Annotated in this window: 16 protein-coding genes; 13 read left to right on the plus strand and 3 right to left on the minus strand. The window is 73.9% G+C overall.

The genetic code is table 11. From position 1 onward, the window contains the following. Window positions 1-108 precede the first annotated feature (108 nt). From A6A27_RS01460 to A6A27_RS01470, 3 genes are read left to right on the plus strand one after another with little or no spacing between them, the layout of a single operon-like run. A complete protein-coding gene (locus A6A27_RS01460; RefSeq protein WP_073832490.1) occupies window positions 109-1,716 on the plus strand; it encodes a DAK2 domain-containing protein in 1,608 nt (535 codons plus the stop codon). Beyond that, window positions 1,713-3,914 (plus strand): ATP-dependent DNA helicase RecG, encoded by a 2,202-nt coding sequence (gene recG, locus A6A27_RS01465; RefSeq protein WP_073832491.1) that lies wholly within the window; start codon window positions 1,713-1,715, stop codon window positions 3,912-3,914. Before A6A27_RS01460 ends, recG begins: the two co-directional genes overlap by 4 nt. 36 nt (window positions 3,915-3,950) lie before the next feature. Then, window positions 3,951-4,883: a serine hydrolase domain-containing protein gene (locus A6A27_RS01470; protein ID WP_073832492.1), complete on the plus strand. Its 933-nt coding sequence runs from the start codon at window positions 3,951-3,953 to the stop codon at window positions 4,881-4,883. 68 nt (window positions 4,884-4,951) lie between these two features. Here the strand turns inward: A6A27_RS01470 and A6A27_RS01475 are convergent, their stop codons facing one another. After that, the gene (locus tag A6A27_RS01475) at window positions 4,952-5,860 is read right to left on the minus strand and encodes a cell wall anchor protein (RefSeq protein WP_073832493.1); all 909 of its coding nucleotides are present in this window, start codon (window positions 5,858-5,860) and stop codon (window positions 4,952-4,954) included. A 241-nt stretch (window positions 5,861-6,101) separates the two neighbouring features. Here A6A27_RS01475 and rsmD point away from each other — a divergent pair, with 241 nt between their 5' ends. From rsmD to A6A27_RS01520, 9 genes are all read left to right on the plus strand, one after another. Beyond that, on the plus strand, window positions 6,102-6,665 hold the full coding sequence (gene rsmD / locus A6A27_RS01480) for a 16S rRNA (guanine(966)-N(2))-methyltransferase RsmD (RefSeq protein WP_073832704.1): 564 nt from the start codon (window positions 6,102-6,104) through the stop codon (window positions 6,663-6,665). Beyond that, complete coding sequence (coaD, locus tag A6A27_RS01485) at window positions 6,662-7,150, plus strand: pantetheine-phosphate adenylyltransferase (RefSeq protein WP_073832494.1); 489 nt, start codon at window positions 6,662-6,664, stop codon at window positions 7,148-7,150. The genes rsmD and coaD overlap by 4 nt, the downstream gene beginning before the upstream one ends. A 163-nt stretch (window positions 7,151-7,313) precedes the next feature. Next, window positions 7,314-7,811 carry a hypothetical protein gene (locus A6A27_RS01490; protein ID WP_073832495.1) on the plus strand — a complete coding sequence of 166 codons (498 nt, stop codon included), beginning with the start codon at window positions 7,314-7,316 and terminating at the stop codon, window positions 7,809-7,811. Between the two features lie 118 nt (window positions 7,812-7,929). After that, window positions 7,930-8,493 carry a YceD family protein gene (locus tag A6A27_RS01495; RefSeq protein WP_073832496.1) on the plus strand — a complete coding sequence of 188 codons (564 nt, stop codon included), beginning with the start codon at window positions 7,930-7,932 and terminating at the stop codon, window positions 8,491-8,493. A 5-nt stretch (window positions 8,494-8,498) separates the two neighbouring features. Continuing rightward, window positions 8,499-8,672: a 50S ribosomal protein L32 gene (gene rpmF, locus A6A27_RS01500; RefSeq protein WP_073832497.1), complete on the plus strand. Its 174-nt coding sequence runs from the start codon at window positions 8,499-8,501 to the stop codon at window positions 8,670-8,672. 132 nt (window positions 8,673-8,804) lie between these two features. Next, window positions 8,805-9,764, plus strand: a complete 960-nt coding sequence (locus A6A27_RS01505; protein ID WP_241825034.1) for a phosphate acyltransferase PlsX — start codon at window positions 8,805-8,807, stop codon at window positions 9,762-9,764. Beyond that, window positions 9,761-10,582 (plus strand): ribonuclease III, encoded by an 822-nt coding sequence (gene rnc, locus A6A27_RS01510; RefSeq protein WP_073832499.1) that lies wholly within the window; start codon window positions 9,761-9,763, stop codon window positions 10,580-10,582. The genes A6A27_RS01505 and rnc overlap by 4 nt, the downstream gene beginning before the upstream one ends. Further along, window positions 10,575-11,432 (plus strand): bifunctional DNA-formamidopyrimidine glycosylase/DNA-(apurinic or apyrimidinic site) lyase, encoded by an 858-nt coding sequence (gene mutM / locus A6A27_RS01515; protein WP_073832705.1) that lies wholly within the window; start codon window positions 10,575-10,577, stop codon window positions 11,430-11,432. Before rnc ends, mutM begins: the two co-directional genes overlap by 8 nt. A 235-nt stretch (window positions 11,433-11,667) precedes the next feature. Next, window positions 11,668-13,887, plus strand: a complete 2,220-nt coding sequence (locus A6A27_RS01520; protein ID WP_073832500.1) for an MMPL family transporter — start codon at window positions 11,668-11,670, stop codon at window positions 13,885-13,887. 108 nt (window positions 13,888-13,995) lie between these two features. Here the strand turns inward: A6A27_RS01520 and A6A27_RS01525 are convergent, their stop codons facing one another. Then, window positions 13,996-14,865: an endo alpha-1,4 polygalactosaminidase gene (locus tag A6A27_RS01525; RefSeq protein WP_073832706.1), complete on the minus strand. Its 870-nt coding sequence runs from the start codon at window positions 14,863-14,865 to the stop codon at window positions 13,996-13,998. Window positions 14,866-15,013: 148 nt separating this feature from the next. After that, complete coding sequence (locus A6A27_RS01530; RefSeq protein WP_073832501.1) at window positions 15,014-16,243, minus strand: CAP domain-containing protein; 1,230 nt, start codon at window positions 16,241-16,243, stop codon at window positions 15,014-15,016. A gap of 372 nt (window positions 16,244-16,615) precedes the next feature. Here A6A27_RS01530 and A6A27_RS01535 point away from each other — a divergent pair, with 372 nt between their 5' ends. Beyond that, window positions 16,616-16,810, plus strand: a complete 195-nt coding sequence (locus A6A27_RS01535; protein ID WP_073832502.1) for a hypothetical protein — start codon at window positions 16,616-16,618, stop codon at window positions 16,808-16,810. Window positions 16,811-16,904 lie beyond the last annotated feature (94 nt).

The raw sequence follows: 16,904 nt of genomic DNA on the forward strand, positions 1-16,904 counted from the left end.
GCGTACCGGCCCGGCCCGGGCCCGGACCGCCGCCCCGGCCGGTCGGACACGCCGACGGGAACCGGTCGACCTCGGCGCGTGTCGGTGCGCGCCAGTAGGCTTCCCGACGTGCTGGACACCCTCGACGCCGCCGCGGTGCGCCGCTGGTGCGCGAGCGGGCTGGCCGCCCTCCAGCGACACCAGGGTGAGATCGACGACCTCAACGTCTACCCGGTCCCGGACGGGGACACCGGCACCAACCTGGTGCTCACCCTCACGTCCGCGCAGCAGGCCCTCGCCATGGACCTGGAGACCCTCCCCGAGGACGGGCACACCCCGCACGGGCACGCGCTCCGGCTGATGGCCCGGGGCGCGCTGCTCGGTGCGCGGGGCAACTCCGGGGTGATCCTGTCGCAGATCCTGCGGGGCCTGGCCGACGCGCTCGCCGCCGCCCCGGCGGTCCGCGGCCGGCTGTTCGCCGCCGCGTTGGCCGAAGCCACCACCGCCGCGTACGCCGCGGTCGCCCAGCCGGTCGAGGGCACCCTGCTCAGCGTGGTCGCCGCCGCCGCACGCGCCGCCATGCAGGCGGACAGCGACGACCTGCGCGCGGTGACCCGGGCCGCGGCGGCCGGGGCGGCCGGCGCGCTCGCGCGTACCCCCGAGCAGTTGCCCGCGCTGGCCCGAGCCGGCGTGGTGGACGCCGGCGGCCGGGGCCTCTGCCTGCTGCTGGACGCGCTGGTCGAGGTGGTCACCGGGGAGAGCCCCCGGCCGGCGGTGCCCGCGTCGCCCGCGGTCCGCCCGCCCGCCACGGCGGCTCGGGAGGCCGGCTCCTCGGCGTACGCCTACGAGGTGCAGTACCTGCTCGACGCCACCGAGGAGGCGGTCGTCCGGCTGCGCGCCGAGCTGGGCGCGCTCGGCGACTCCCTCGTCATCGTCGGTGGCGCCGGCCCAGCCATCGGGACATGGAACGTGCACGTGCACGTCAACGACGTCGGAGCGGCGATCGAGGCGGGCGTGGTCGCTGGTCGCCCGCACCGGATCACGGTGACCCGATTCGCCGACCAGGCGCCGCCACCGCCGCTGCCCGACGGCCGGGCGGCCGTGGTGGTGGCCACCGGCGCCGGCATCGCCGAGCTGTTCGGGGCGGAGGGGGCCACGGTGGTGCCGGCCAACCCGTCCACCGGCGAGCTGCTCGACGCGATCCACGCCACCGGGGCCGCCCGGGTGGTGGTGCTGCCCAACGACCCCAACACCCAGTCGGTGGCCAGCACGGCGGCCCGGGAGGCGCACCGGCTCGGGGTGAAGGTGAGCGTGGTGCCCACCCGGTCCCCGGTGCAGGCGCTCGCCGCCCTCGCCGTCCGCGACCCGTCCCGCCGCTTCGAGGACGACGTCATCGCCATGGCCGAGGCGGCCGGCGCCTGCCGGTACGCCGAGGTCTGCCACGCCAGCAAGGAGGCGCTCACGGTCGCCGGGCCGTGCCGGCCGGGCGACGTGCTGGCGCTGGTCGAGGGGGAGGTGCACCTGATCGGCACCGAGCTGCTCGACACCTGCACCGCCGTGGTCGACCGGATGCTCGGCGGCGGCGGCGAACTGGTCACCCTGCTGTGCGGGGCGGACGCCCCGGACGGGCTGGCCGACCGGGTACGCGAGCACGTCGAGCGGTCCTGGCCGTTCGTGGAGGTGCAGGCGTACGAGGGTGGGCAGCCGTACTATCCGCTCCTGGTGGGGGTCGAATGACGAGCGAACCGGCCACGGTGGACACGCCGCTGAAGAAGCTGGTCGGGGAGAAGACCGCCAAGGCCCTGGCCAGTCACCTCGACCTGCACACCGCCGGCGACCTGATCTACCACTTCCCCCGCCGCTACGACGAGCGCGGCGAGCACACCGACATCCGCTCGCTGGACGTGGGGGAGCAGGTGACCGTGCTGGCCCAGGTGCAGCGCACCGCGGTCCGGCCGATGCGCCAGCGCCGGGGCAACCTGCTGGAGGTGACCGTCGGGGACGGCTCCGGCGGCGTGCTCACCCTCACCTTCTTCGGCAACCAGGCGTGGCGGGAGCGGGACCTGCGCCCCGGCCGCTGGGGGCTCTTCGCCGGCAAGGTCACCGAGTTCCGGGGCAAGCGGCAGCTCAACGGTCCGGAGTACGTGCTGCTCGGGGAGGGCGGCGACGGCGAGGCGGCGGCCAACGAGGAGGTCGAGGAGTTCGCCGGCGCGCTGATTCCGGTCTACCCGGCCGCGGCGGCGGTTCCGACCTGGGTGATCGCCCGCTGCGTCCGGGTGGTGCTGGACACGTTCACCGCACCGGACGACCCGCTGCCCGCCACGGTGCGGACGAGCCGGAACCTGGTCGGCATCGGCACCGCGCTGCGCGAGATCCACCGGCCGTCCAGCAAGGAGGAGCTCTACCGGGCCCGGCGCCGGCTCAAGTGGGACGAGGCCTTCGCCGTGCAGCTCACCCTGGTGCAGCGCAAGCACCGCGCGGCGGCCTGGCCGGCGCGGGCCCGCCCGGCGAAACCGGGTGGCCTGTTGGACGGTTTCGACGCCCGGCTGCCGTACGAGCTGACCCCCGGCCAGCAGGCCGTCGGCCGGGAGATCGCCGCCGACCTGGCCACCGCCCACCCGATGCATCGGCTGCTCCAGGGCGAGGTGGGCTCCGGCAAGACAGTGGTCGCGCTGCGGGCAATGCTCCAGGTGGTCGACGCCGGCGGGCAGGCCGCGCTGCTCGCCCCGACCGAGGTGCTCGCGGCCCAGCACTACCGGGGCATGCTCGACCTGCTCGGCCCGCTGGCGCGGGCCGGAGAGCTGGGCGCCGCCGATGGCGCCACCCGGGTGGAGCTGGTCACCGGCTCGCTCGGCGCGGCGGCCCGGCGGCGGGCGCTCGCCGAGGTGGCCGAGGGGCGGGCGGGGATCGTGCTCGGCACCCACGCCCTGCTCTACGAGGGGGTCGACTTCCACGACCTGGGCCTCGTGGTGGTGGACGAGCAGCACCGGTTCGGCGTGGAGCAGCGGGACGCGCTGCGGGCCAAGGCCGACCAGCCGCCGCACGTGCTGGTGATGACCGCCACCCCGATCCCGCGCACGGTGGCCATGACCGTCTACGGCGACCTGGAGATCTCCACCCTCTCGCAGCTGCCGCAGGGGCGTTCGCCGATCGCCTCGCACGTGGTGCCGGCCGCCGAGAAGCCGGCGTTCCTCGACCGGGCCTGGCGCCGGCTGCGCGAGGAGGTCACCGCCGGCCACCAGGCGTACGTGGTGTGTCCGCGGATCGGGGAAGGACCGGCCGCGGAGGAGGAACCGCCCGCCGAGGACGACAACGGCCGCCGCCCGCCCCTCGCGGTGACCGAGGTGGCGCCGTTGCTCGCCGAGGGCCCGTTGCACGGGCTGCGGATCGGCGTGCTGCACGGGCGGCTGCTGGCCGACGAGAAGGACGCCGTCATGCGCTCCTTCGCCGCCGGCGACCTGGACGTGCTGGTAGCGACCACGGTGGTCGAGGTGGGGGTCAACGTGCCCAACGCCACCGTGATGATCGTGCTGGACGCCGACCGGTTCGGTGTCTCCCAGCTGCACCAGTTGCGTGGCCGGGTGGGCCGTGGCTCGGCGCCCGGCCTGTGCCTGCTGGTCACCGAGGCGATGGAGGGCTCGTCGGCCCGGGAGCGGCTGGACGCGGTCGCCTCCACCACCGACGGGTTCAAGCTCGCCGAGCTGGACCTGGAGCAGCGCCGCGAAGGTGACGTGCTGGGCGCCACCCAGTCGGGCCGCCGGTCCCACCTGCGGCTGCTGTCGCTGCTGCGGGACACCGACCTGATCCGGGACGCCCGGGCCGAGGCGATCGCCCTGGTCGAGGAGGATCCGGAGCTGGCCGGGCACCCGGCCCTGGCCGCCTCGGTCGCGGCCCTGGTCGACGAGGAACGCGCGGAGTACCTGGAGAAGGGCTGACCCCACCGATCGGGCGGCCGCGCCTAGGATCGGTCGATGTCGACGCTGCCCATCCCTCGTGGAGTGCTCCTGCTGGCCCGTGGCGACGAGTTGGTCATCGACCGTGTGACCGGCTCTGCCGACGACACCGCCGGGCTGCCCTGCACCCGGGCGACCCGGTTCCAGATCGCATCGATCAGCAAGCAGATGGCCGCGGCGGCGGTGTTGCTCCTCGCCGAGCGGGGCGCCCTCGGCCTGGCCGATCCGGTGAGCCGCTGGCTGCCGCACCCACCGCCGGACTGGTCCGGGATCAGCCTGCACCACTTACTCACCCACACCTCCGGCCTGGGTCACTGGCCGGAGTACCCGATGATCGACCTGGGCCGTCCGGTCGAGCCGGACGAGTTGCTGGCCGTCTTCGCCGGCGTGCCGCCGCTGTTCGCCCCCGGCGCCGGTTGGCACTACAGCAGCCCGGGGTATGTCCTGCTGGCCCGCGCCGTCGAGCGGGCGTCCGGCCGGCCCTACGCCGCGTTCCTCGCCGAGGAGGTCTTCGGGCCGCTCGGCATGACCGGCAGCTTCGCCGGCGCCCCGGGGGGCCGCGTCGACGTGGCGGCCGGACACGAGAGCGGCCGGCCGGTGCCATCCTGGGACCTGACCACGGTGAGCATGGGCGCCGGGGACGTCTGGTGCACCGGCGACGACCTGCTCACCTGGCTCGACGTGCCACGTCGGGGGCGGCTGCTCACACCCGCCTCGGTGGCGCTGATGACCACCCCGCACGCGGCGGCCACCCGGGGCGGTGAGGCGTACGGCTACGGCTGCTTCCTCGGGCCGCTGGCCGGGGAGCGGGCGGTGCACCACTCGGGGGAGAACGCGGGCTTCAAGGCGTTCGCCGCCTGGCTGCCCGACTCGGACCGACGGCTGGTGGTGCTGGCCAACCAGGCCGAGGTCGATCCCGTCCTGCTCGGCGGGCTCCTCGCCGCCCGCTGAGGAGGGCGGCAAACGGCGAGGGCGCGCCGACCGGATGGTCGACGCGCCCTCGGGAGATCCGAACGGGATTAGGCGGTGAAGCGGACCCGGCGACGGCGGGCCATCACGAACAGCACCGCGCCGGCGGCGAGCAGCACGGCCGCGCCACCCGCGATCGCGCCGGCCGCCGGACCGGTGACCGGCAGGCCGCCACCCTGGCCCGCGCAGTCCTTCGGCTGGGTGTAGTCGATGGTCTCGGTGTCCTCGACCACGTCGTACTTGACGGTGACCTTGAGGCCCTTGTACGCGTCGAAGCTGACCGAGGTGGTCTTGCCCGGCTCAGAGACCAGCTTCTTGGTGACGCCCTTCTCCGTGGTGAACGTGGCGGTGAAGGGGATGCCCTTCGCCGGGTTCTCCACCAGGAAGGTCATCGTGTCGCAGGTCTCCTCGAGCCGGAACACCGGCTCCTCCGGCTCGGCCGGGGCGGAGGGAGTGGCCGCCGGGCTGGTGGCCGACGGGGTGGGCTCCGGCGACGCCGGCGGCTCCGGCGAGGCCGGCGTGCTCGGCGGCTCGGCAGGGGCGCAGTCACCGGCGGGCTGCGCGACGACGCTGCGGGCCTCGGTGATGATCCGGTCGCCGCGCTCCCACCGTGCCTCCACGGTCAGCTTCAGCTCCGGCAGTTCGCCGGTGAAGGTGTGGGTCTGGGTGCCGGTCAGGGTGCCCTCGCCCTTCTTGGGCAGGGTGGCCTCGACGGCCAGGCCGCCGGTGATGTCACCCGGCACGGTGGACTCGAGCTTGGTGATGGTGCCGGCGAGGTCGGTCTCGCTGTTGCCGACCGACCAGTTGACAGTGACCTTGCCGTCCTGGGCTGCGCAGTACGTGCCGGAGGGCTCGGGGTGGTGGGCCAGGGCCGGATTCGCGAAGGTGGCGACGCCGGCGAGGCCGATCAGCGCGCCGGCGGTGACCGCCAGGCCGCGCCGGAGGTTCAGACGGTTCACGTCTACTCCTGATGAGGGGAATCGGAGTGTGTCGGGCGGACCGGAGCCTCACGCCCGACAACCGGGCAGACCCTAGCGACAACGACACGTCGGCCGTTACGTGGATCGACGTCTCGTGGAGGGTCTGTTATGAATTTGAGATCATTGATGTACGGCGGGTGTCTACCCGGCCGCCCTGCGGTACGGATCGGGCGCCTGGGCCGGCGTCGCGTAGCGTCTGGGGCATGTGCGGGAGCAGATGGTGACCCGGATCGTGGCCGGGACGCTCGGCGGCCGGCGGATCGCCGCGCCACCCGGCGCCGGCACGCGGCCGACCTCCGACCGGGTCCGGGAGGCGCTGTTCAGCGCGGTGCAGGCCGAACTGGATCTGGACGGCGCGCGCTTCGCCGACCTGTACGCCGGCTCCGGCGCGGTCGGCTTGGAGGCGCTGTCCCGGGGTGCGGAGCACGTGCTGCTGGTGGAGTCCGACGCCCGGGCGGCCCAGGTGATCCGGGAGAACATCGCCGCGCTGCGGGCCGCCCCGGCCGCTCGCCTGGTCACCGGCAAAGTGGCCGCGGTGCTCGCCGCCGGGGCCGACGGCGGGCCGTACGACGTGGTCTTCGCCGACCCGCCGTACGCCGTCTCCGACGAGGAGATCACCGCGCTGCTGGCCGCGCTGGTCGACGGCGGCTGGCTGGTCCCGGACGCCCTGGTGGTCGTGGAGCGGTCCAGCCGCACCGGGCCGGTCACCTGGGTGGAAGGCATCACGCCCGAGCGCAGTCGTCGCTACGGCGAGACCACCCTTTGGTACGGTCGCCGATCATGAGACGTGCGGTCTGTCCCGGCTCGTTCGATCCGGTCACCAACGGACACCTCGACATCATCGGCCGGGCCAGCCGGCTCTTCGACGAGGTGATCGTCGGCGTGCTGGTCAACCAGTCGAAGCAGGGGCTGTTCACCGTCGAGGAGCGGATCGACATGCTCCGCCAGGTGACCGCCTCGTACGACAACGTGCGGGTCGAGTCGTTCCGCGGGTTGCTGGTCGACTTCTGCCGGGCCCAGCAGGCCAGCGTGCTGATCAAGGGCCTGCGCGCGGTCAGCGACTTCGACTACGAGCTCCAGATGGCCCAGATGAACATCGGCCTGGCCGGCGTGGAGACCCTCTTCATGCCGACCAACCCGCTCTACTCCTTCCTCTCCTCCAGCCTGGTCAAGGACGTGGCCAAGTGGGGCGGGGACATTTCGGCGCACGTCCCCGACGTGGTCCGCGAGCAGTTGGTGGCCCGCCTCGCCCCGCAGGCCCGGCCCTGACCTGACCCTGGCCTCGAGGCAGACCCCCGGGCGGCGCGCGACGCGCCGGGTGGGGGTGGATCGGCGTGCGGTGGAGCGGGCGCGACATGATGTGTTCAGCGCCGAATTCAGGCGCAGGCCGCATCATGTAGGTCGGCCGACGAACGACAGGAGTGAGGTACCGGTGGACCCGCTCGATCGCATCGACGAACTGATCGCCATGGTGGAGCAGGCCCGCTCCGTCCCCATGTCGCGCAACAACTGCATGGTCGACCGGGGCGAGATGATCGCCGCCCTCGACGAGCTGCGCGCCGAGCTCCCCGCCGATCTGCGCCGGGCCGCCGCGCTGCTGGAGGAGCGGGACAAGATCATGGAGGCCGGCAAGCGCGAGGCCGATCGGATCATCAGCGAGGGTGAGGCGGAACACGCCCGTCTGGTCTCGGTGAACGAGATCACCGTCTCGGCCGAGCACGAGGGCGCCCGGATCATCGCCGAGGCCCGCGCCGAGGCGCAGCGCCTCCGGGACGAGGTGGACGACTACGTCGACACCGCGCTGGCCAACTTCGAGCAGTTCCTCACCCGGGCCCTCGCCTCGATCGAGCGCGGCCGGGACAAGATGCACGCGCTGCGTGAGATCGGCACCTTCGCGGGTGACGAGGCGGACCGGCCGCTACCCTTCTGAGCGACGCCCGGGCCGGCGGCCGACAGCCGGCACCCCGGCGGGCGACGCCCCGGTTCGACGGTCCGGCGGTCGCCCAGGTAACCTTCTTTGTCGGCCTCTCACCGGCCGGAGTCTGACTATGCCCAAACACGTGCCTTCTTCACTCGACCCCAGGTCGCCGCTGGTCCTCGACACGAGGGACCTGCCGCGTCGGCCTGGTGCGTTGCGTACGGTCAAGCGGGTCGTGCCGGCACCGGAGGACCTCGGCGTGGAGTTGATCGGTGTGCCGGCGGGCGCGGACCTCGACCTCGATCTGAGGCTGGAGTCGGTGTCCGAGGGTGTGCTCGTCTCCGGGACCGTCAGCGGCCCCATCAAGGGCGAGTGCGGCCGCTGCCTGCGCGAGATCGACGACTCGGTGGCCGTGAAGATCCAGGAGCTGTACGCGTACGAGAACAGCACCACGGACACCACGACCGACGAGGACGAGGTGGGCCGGATGCAGGGCGATCTGATCGACCTGGAGCCGGCGCTGCGGGACGCGGTGGTGCTCACGCTGCCGACCAACCCGCTCTGCCGGGAGGACTGCCCAGGCCTGTGCCCCGAGTGCGGGGTGCACTGGGACGAACTGCCGGCCGACCACAGTCACCAGCAGGTCGACCCGCGTTGGGCTGCCCTGTCGCAACTGACCCGTAAAGAGGAGTAACAACCGTGGCCGTCCCCAAGCGCAAGATGTCGCGCAGCAACACCCGGGCCCGTCGGGCGCAGTGGAAGGCCGCGGCGGTCGCGACCGTGGCCTGCCCGCAGTGCAAGTCGCCGAAGCTGCCGCACGCCGCCTGCTCCGTCTGCGGCACCTACAACGGCCGCCAGGTCCTCGAGGTCTGACCTGGACGCCGAGTGACGTCCCCGACCACAGGTCGGGTGGCGCGCGCACCCTGGCTCACGCCCGGTGCCCCGGCTCCCTCCGCCGCCGTCCGGCCCCCGGCCGGCGTCCCGTCGGAGCCGGGCACCGCGCGGATCGCCGTCGACCTCCTCGGCGGGGACGATGCTCCCGCCGTCGTGGTTGACGGCGCTCTGCGGGCCGTGCGCACCGACCCTGACCTGCACCTGCTGCTCGTCGGACCGACCGAGGTCGCCGACGGGCTGATCGGCGCGCTCGCCCCCGAGCAGCGCGCCCGCGTCACGGTCCGCCCGGTGCGGACCGCCGTCGGCATGGCCGACCACCCCACCGCCGCCCGCGCTGAGAGCACCGTGCGGGCGGCCGTCAACGCCGTCCGCGACGGGTTCGCCGACGCGCTCGTCTCCGCCGGCTCGACCGGCGCCACCGTCACCGCCGCCGCGCTCGGCCTGGGCCGCTGGACCGGGGTACGCCGCCCGGCGCTGGTGGCCACCCTGCCCGCCGTCGCCGGACCGGTGGTGCTGCTGGACGTCGGCGGCACGCTGGAACCCCGTCCCGCCACCCTCGCCCGGCACGCCGTGCTCGGCGCCGCGTACGCCGCCGTGGCGCACGCCGTCACCGCGCCCCGCGTCGGGCTGCTCTCCGTCGGCACCGAGGCGGGCAAGGGTGACCGGCTGCGCCGTGCCGCCGATCCCGCCCTCGCCGCCGTGCCGCTGCCGTGCGGCGCCCGCTACGTCGGCCTCGTCGAGGGGTACGACGTCTCCCTCGGCGCGCGCGCCGACGTCGTGGTCACCGACGGGTTCACCGGCAATGTGCTGCTCAAGGCGATCGAGGGCGCGTACGCGATGGCCGGTGGACCCCCGGCGAGTGGCGGCGCGCCACGTGCGGCGGCCCTGCTCGGTGTGGCCGGTACGGTGGTCGTCTGCCACGGCGCGGCCCGGCCCGACGACGTCGCCTCCGGCATCGCCCTGGCGGCGCACCTGTGGCGGCGGGGCGCCACCGACACCGTCGCCGCCCTGCTCGACGGCGTGCCGCACGATCTCGCACCTGACCGAACCGACACCGAGGTAGCACCATGACCAACGACAAGCGGCGGCGGGCTCCCGTCGGCCACCTGGAGGCGGCCTTCGGGGTGTCGCTCGACCCGGAGCTGCTGGAGCGCGCCCTGACCCACCGCTCCTACGCGTACGAGAACGGTGGGCTGCCCACCAACGAACGGCTCGAGTTCCTCGGCGACTCGGTCCTCGGCGTGGTGATCACCACGGCGCTCTTCCACAACCACCCGGACCTGCCCGAGGGGCAGCTCGCCAAGCTGCGCGCCAGCGTGGTGAACATGCGCGCGCTGGCCGACGTGGCGCGCGGTCTCGGCCCGGCGGGGCTGGGCGCGTACCTGCTGCTGGGCAAGGGCGAGGAGACCACCGGCGGCCGGGACAAGGCCAGCATCCTGGCCGACACCCTGGAGGCGCTGCTCGGCGCGATCTACCTCCAGTACGGCCTGGACACCGCGGCCATCGTGATCCACCGACTGTTCGACCCGCTGATGGCCGAGTCGGCCGGCCGGGGCGCCGCCCTGGACTGGAAGACCAGCTTGCAGGAGCTGACCGCCGCGCTGGGGCTGGGCGTTCCCGAATACCGCATCGAGGGCACCGGCCCGGACCACCTCAAGACCTTCACCGCCTGGGTGGTGGTTGCCGGCAACCGGTACGGCGGCGCCGAGGGACGCAGCAAGAAGGAGGCCGAGCAGCGGGCCGCCGAGTCGGCCTGGCGGACGCTGACCGAGCAGGCCGAGCGGGAGCAGGCCGCGCTGGGTGCGACGGAGGGCGCGCAGGCGGTGGCGGACGACGCCGGCAGCGGGTCCGCGGCCGATGCGGCCGGAGCGGGCGCCGGCCGTGCCTGAGCTGCCCGAGGTCGAGACGGTCCGGCAGGGGCTGGCCCAGTGGGTCATCGGCCGGACGATCAGCTCCGTCGAGGTGCGCCACCCCCGGGCCGTACGCCGGCACCAGCCCGGCGGGGCGCACTTCGCCGACGTGCTGACCGGCCGGACGATCACCGACGTTAGGCGCCGGGGCAAGTACCTGTGGCTGCCGCTGGACAGCGGTGACGCCCTCGTCGGGCACCTCGGCATGTCCGGTCAGCTGCTGCTGCAGCCGGTCGAGGCGGCCGACGAGCTGCACCTGCGGGTCCGGTTCCGGTTCGCCGACGACGGCCCGGAGCTGCGCTTCGTCGACCAGCGCACGTTCGGCGGGCTGGCGGTGTCCGAGGGCGGTGCGGAGCTGCCCGGGGAGATCGCGCACATCGCCCGGGACCCGATGGACCCGGAGTTCTCCGACGCCGACTTCGTGGCCGCGCTGCGGCGGCGGCGCACCGAGGTGAAGCGGGCGCTGCTCGACCAGACCCTGGTCTCCGGGGTCGGCAACATCTACGCCGACGAGGCGCTGTGGCGGGCCAGGCTGCACGGTGCCCGTCCGACCGACGCGCTGACCCGCCCGGCGGCCACCCGGCTGCTCGGGCACGTGCGGGACGTGCTCGGCGAGGCGATCAAGCAGGGCGGCACCAGCTTCGACGAGCTGTATGTCGACGTCAACGGCGAGAGCGGCTACTTCGACCGGTCGCTGAACGCGTACGGCCGGGAGGGGGAGCCCTGCCCGCGGTGCGGCGCGCCGATCCGCCGCGAGGCGTTCATGAACCGGTCGTCGTACAGTTGCCCGCGCTGCCAGCCCCGCCCCCGAGGAGCGCTGCGGGGATGACCCTGAGCCGGCTCGGGGTTGCGCCGGTGTGCCGTGCCGGGCGGTTTCCGGCGCGTTCCCCCGCTCGTACCCTGAAAATGCCGTTCTGTCCGGTTGGCCGAGCCTGCACGGCCCGGCCGGCCGGGTTCTGGCGGATGGGGGACGAGCCGGGGCCGTTCCCCGATGTCCGGGCGTCGCCCGCTCCCTAGCGTCAGACCGTCGGCACAGGGCCGACGTCTGGAGGGGGAACCCGGGTATGGGCAGGCGACCGGTGACGGTGCGATTGGCACGGTGGAGTGCGGAGCACCCGTGGCGGGCCATCGCGCTGTGGGTGGTGTTCGTGGCGGTGTGCTTCGTGGGCGGCAACGCCGCGGGCCTGAACGAGGCGACCGCAGCTGACCAGGCGACCGGCGAGATGGGACGGTCCGAGCTGATCGTCGACAGCGGCGGCTTCCACGAACCGGCGATGGAGAACGTGCTGATCACGTCCCGCTCCGGGACGCTCGACCAGGCCGCGGCGAAGGCCGCCGCCGACGACGCGACGGCCCGGCTGCGGCAGGTCGACGGGGTCGCCTCGGTGGGTACGCCGATGCCGTCCCGGGACGGCAGCGCGCTGCTGCTGCCGGTCACCATGTCCGGCGACCCGGAGACCGCGTCGGACCGGGTGCAGCCGCTGCGGGACGCCACCGCCAAGGTGCAGGAGGCGCACCCGGCACTGCGGATCGAGGAGGTCGGGGGGCCTTCGATCAACAAGGCGCTCGACGACACCCTGGGCAAGGACTTCAAGCGGGCCGAGCTGCTCAGCCTGCCGGTCACCCTGGCCATCCTGATCATCGCGTTCGGCGCGCTGATCGCGGCCGGCGTGCCGGTGCTGCTCGCGCTCTCCTCGGTGGCCGCAGCCATGGGGCTCTCCACGCTGGCCTCGCACCTGGTGCCGGCCAACGACACCACGGCCAGCGTGATCCTGCTGATCGGCATGGCGGTCGGCGTCGACTACTCGCTCTTCTACGTCCGCCGGGAACGCGAGGAACGGGCGAAGGGGCGGTCCCGGCTCGACGCGGTGGAGGTCGCGGCGGAGACCTCCGGGCACGCGGTGGTCGTCTCCGGCACCGCCGTGATCATCTCGATGGCCGGGCTGCTGCTCGCCCAGGACGCCATCTTTTCGTCGCTCGCCGTCGGCTCGATCCTGGTGGTCGCGGTCGCGGTGCTCGGCTCGCTGACCGTGCTGCCGGCGCTGCTCGCCAAGCTGGGCCGCTGGGTCGACCGGCCCTGGGTGCCGCTGCTGTGGCGGCTCACCGCCCCGCGTACCGGCCGGCACGGCCAGCCGGCCCGGCCCCGGTTCTGGCCGGCCGTGCTGAAGCCCGCGCTGCGGGCCCCGCGGGCCACCCTGATCGTGTCGGTCGGGCTGCTGCTCGCCCTGGCCGCCCCGGCGCTGGGCATGCAGCTGAAGTTCCCCGGCATGGAGGACGTGCCGCGCAGCACGCCCGCCATGCAGGCGTACGACCGGCTCACCGCCGCCTTCCCGAGCAACGGCACCAGCCACACGGTGGCGGTGCGGGCACCGGCCGAGCAGGCCGATCGGGTGCACGCCGCGCTGACCGACCTGGCCGGGCGGGCCGCCGCCGATCCTCTCTTCGCGCCGGCCGAGGGGGACGGCCCGAAGATCAAGGTGTCGGCCGACCGCCGGGTGTCGGTCCTGGAGGTGGCCACTCCGTACGGCAGCCGGACCGACGAGGCCACCCGCTCCCTGCACGAGCTGCGCGAGGACCTGGTCCCGGCCGCGCTGCGCGGCATCCCCGGCATCGAGTACGCGGTCGGCGGCGCGGTGGCCGCCAACGAGGACTACGCGCAGCACATCCGGGAGAAGCTGCCGATCGTGGCCGCCTTTGTACTGGCGCTGACCTTCCTGGTGATGGCCTGGACCTTCCGGTCGGTGGTGGTCGCGCTCACCTCGATCCTGCTGAACCTGCTCTCCGCCGGCGCCGCGTACGGCCTGCTGGTGCTGATCTTCCAGGGCAGTTGGGCGGAGGGGCTGCTCGGCTTCACCTCGATGGACGCGATCGTCACCTGGCTGCCGCTGTTCCTATTCGTGGTGCTCTTCGGGCTCTCCATGGACTACCACGTCTTCGTGGTCAGCCGGATCCGTGAGGGCGTTCGGGACGGCCTGCCGAACCGCGACGCGGTGGCGTACGGGATCACCTCGTCGGCGGGCGTGGTGACCAGCGCGGCGATCGTCATGGTCGGGGTCTTCTCGATCTTCGCGACGCTGAGCACCATCGACATGAAGCAGCTCGGCATCGGGCTGGCCGCGGCGATCCTGCTGGACGCCACGATCATCCGGGCGGTGGTGCTGCCGGCCCTGATGACCCTGCTGGGCGACGCAAACTGGTGGGCCCCACGCTTCCTGCGCGCCCGGCCGGCCGCCCCGCCCGCCGACCCGCCCACCCCCACCCCGGAACTGGTCGGCGCTCGCTGACACACCCCACGCCGGAGGGGCGGGCCGCATCCGCGGCCCGCCCCTCCGCCATTGCCTGCCCGACCCGTCCCGCCCGCCACGCGAGGGCGGTGCTGCCGGGCGGGGCGGTCACGACAGGGCGCAGGGCTCCCGCCAGGCGTCCAGCGACCGGTCCTTGCGGATGGAGGCGAAGCCGTAGCCGACCGTGGTGACGCAGAACGTGGTCGGGGTGCCGGTGTATTCCACGTGGAAGACCGGCTTGTGCGCGTCGGCGAAGGGCAGCAGCTTGGCGCACTCGCGCCGGCGTACGCACTCCTGGTTGACGGCGAAGTCGAAGTCGGGGGCCAGCGCGGCCACCTGCGGCACGTCCCCGACCAGCCCGGGGGAGAGGTCGAGATGGCGGGCCAGGGCGGCCAGCCGCCGGTTGAACAGCAACTGGTCGTCGAAGTCGAGCGGGAAGCCGGGCCGGTGCAGGTAGCCGTCGGCGTCGTCGAGCGCCACCGCGCCGAAGCCCTTGCCGCGGCACAGCCGGAACCGGTCGGCGAGCACCGGCTCCAGCGTGTCCCAGCGGCGGACGTCCAGCCAACGGCGCTCCGGGCGGTCGGTCGCCGGGCTGCCGCGCAGGTCCGCCGGGAAGCGGCTGGCGTCCGGGTCGGTGGGTGCGTAGGTGCCGACGCTGACCTGGCAGACCAGCCGGCGGTCCCGGGCGCGCAGCGCGGTTGTCTCGGCGGAGGTGGTGCGGACCGGGTCGAGCAGGAAGACGTCCGCGTCGGCGGTGACGTCTAGCGGGCCGGTGAGTTGCCACTGCCACTGCCAGCGCCGGGCCAGTTCGGCGGGCCACGGGGTGGGCGCGCCGGGCGGGACGAGTGGCCGCTCGCAACCGGTTACCGGGGCGAGCAGCAGCACCGTCATGACGGCCGCCACGCCCCGGCACAGCCCGCGGGGGAGGACACGGGCTGGCCGGGTGCGCGGCGCGGCCGGCGCCAGCCGGATCCGCATCGACAGCTCCCGGGTCGCGGGCGGCACTTCACCGCCCCCAGCGGGTACGCCGATCCGGCCCGGACGGACCGGTCCGGCCGGTACGGCCAGCCGGCCGCGGCGTACCTCACCCGGTCAAACGAGTGCGGACCCGGTCACGACGCGCCGGTCAGCGCGGGGTGCCGAAGTCCTGGGTCCAGTACGGCCCGTTGCTCCGCGCGACACCGACACCGAGCTCGGTGTACGAGCAGTTCAGGATGTTGGCCCGGTGGCCCGCGCTGTTCATCCAGGCGTCCATCACCGCGGCCGGAGTCTGCTGGTTCCAGGCCACGTTCTCGCCGTACGCCCGCCAGGCGTAGCCGACCCGGTCGAGCCGGTCGCCGGCGTCGCTGCCGTCGCTGCCGTCGTGCGACATCGTCTTGTGATCGGCCTGGTCCTGGCTGTGCCGCTGGGCGGCCAGCATGAGTTTGGCGTTGACGGCCAGCGCCTTGCAGCCGGCCTTGGCCCGCTCCTTGTTGACCAGGTCGACGACCTGCTGGAGTTCGGCGCTGATGCCGCTCGGTGCGGCGGCGCTGCGGGTGGCCGGGGGTGCGGCGCTGCGGGTGAGCTGCCGGGATGGGGCGGTGGTCCGGCTCGGCTTCGGGGCGGTCGTCCGGGTCGGGCTCGGCCGGGCACTGGTCGGGGCGGCGGTGGGCGCCGCGAGGGCGTCGCCGGGGGCATCTTCGGTGCTGCTGGGCACGAGCGGGGCGGCGGCCACCGGCTCCTCCGCGGAAGTTGACTTGGTCCGTTGGTCACCGCCGGGCAGCACCGCGGCGGCCACGCCCAGGCTCGCCACGAGTGTCGCCACGGCGGCGGCCCCGCCGACCAGGAGCGGACGCGGGAACCGGCGCTTCTGCCGGTGCCGGCCCGGCTCCTCGGCGACGGGGTCGGTGACCGGCCGCCAGGGGGCCGTGGGCTCCTCCGCCGGATGCCAGCCGGCGGCCGGCTCGTCCGCCCGCTGCCAGCCGGAGGTGGGCTCCCCGGCCGGGCGCCAGCCGGCGTCCGGTTCCGGCTGCCAGGCGCCGGTGGGCTCCGCGGTGGGGTGCCAGCCGGCGGCCCGCTCGAACGGGGCGGTCGGGTGGGTCGCCGGGTCGAACGGAGCGTGCCCGCCGGTCCGGTCGGCGGCCGGGGGGTGGCCGGTCCAGTCCGGGCCGGGCATGAAGCGCTGGTCGGTCCAGTCGGGGCCGGGCAGCGGGAGGTCGGCGGTCCGGTCCGCGCCCGGCCGCTCCGGCTCGTCCCCGAAGAGGTACGCCGACCGCGGCTCCGGCCGGTCGGTGAGCCAGGCCGGGCCCTCGTCGGTCGGCCGCTCGGGGCGTCGGGGAACGCCGTCCGGTTCGGTCGGGTCGGTCCAGCGATACACGCCTGTCGCCTCCACGGTTCGGTTGCGGGCCGGGCTGACGCTACGGGTGGGCCGCGACCTGCGGCAACGCGGCTAAGAAAGAGTTAAGGGGAACCCGACACGGAGGGTGAGGCGTTCACACATTTCCGGGCGTACAGTAAAGGCGTCCGGACAGAGCGTGTCCGCGCCTCACGGCAGCCTCCGACAAGTGGACAGGTCGACATGGAGATGATCTCCGGCCTGCGAGAACTTGACGAAGGAGGGGTTTAAGGCTCAATATATAGGTGTCGCCAGTCGCGCCCAGTCATGCCCGCATTTTGCTGGTATGACAGCCGCGAACATCATGGGCGCGCGTTGGCCGGCCTTTCCGGCAGCGCATATCAAGGAGTCAGCATGGCGAAGGCCCTCTACGGCCACGTAGGTGCAGCGCCCGACCGGCGTATGCTCGACGAGGTCACCCGACTGCGTGCCAGGGTTCAGGCACTGGAGTTCGAGATCACGCGTCTGCGCGCCGACAATGATCGGCTTGCGGCGGCTGCGGCGGAGGCTGACGACCTCCTCCGACTGGCCGAGCCCGCACTGACCTGATCTCGAGCTGTCGGAAAACTGAATCGCACCACCCGAAAAAGCGCGCCGACACCGTAGTGCCGGCGCGCAGCTCTGTGCGTAGGTTTTGTTTTTC

The organism is Micromonospora sp. CB01531 (assembly GCF_001905095.1).
Taxonomy (GTDB): domain Bacteria; phylum Actinomycetota; class Actinomycetes; order Mycobacteriales; family Micromonosporaceae; genus Micromonospora.

Bases quoted from the DNA above. Each gene is read 5' to 3' on its own strand.
- A6A27_RS01470 (WP_073832492.1), top strand. From the start codon at position 3,951: ATGTCGACGCTGCCCATCCCTCGTGGAGTGCTCCTGCTGGCCCGTGGC.
- A6A27_RS01535 (WP_073832502.1), top strand. From the start codon at position 16,616: ATGGCGAAGGCCCTCTACGGCCACGTAGGTGCAGCGCCCGACCGGCGT.
- A6A27_RS01520 (WP_073832500.1), top strand. From the start codon at position 11,668: ATGGGCAGGCGACCGGTGACGGTGCGATTGGCACGGTGGAGTGCGGAG.
- recG (WP_073832491.1), top strand. From the start codon at position 1,713: ATGACGAGCGAACCGGCCACGGTGGACACGCCGCTGAAGAAGCTGGTC.
- A6A27_RS01495 (WP_073832496.1), top strand. From the start codon at position 7,930: ATGCCCAAACACGTGCCTTCTTCACTCGACCCCAGGTCGCCGCTGGTC.
- rnc (WP_073832499.1), top strand. From the start codon at position 9,761: ATGACCAACGACAAGCGGCGGCGGGCTCCCGTCGGCCACCTGGAGGCG.
- coaD (WP_073832494.1), top strand. From the start codon at position 6,662: ATGAGACGTGCGGTCTGTCCCGGCTCGTTCGATCCGGTCACCAACGGA.
- A6A27_RS01525 (WP_073832706.1), bottom strand. From the start codon at position 14,865: ATGCGGATCCGGCTGGCGCCGGCCGCGCCGCGCACCCGGCCAGCCCGT.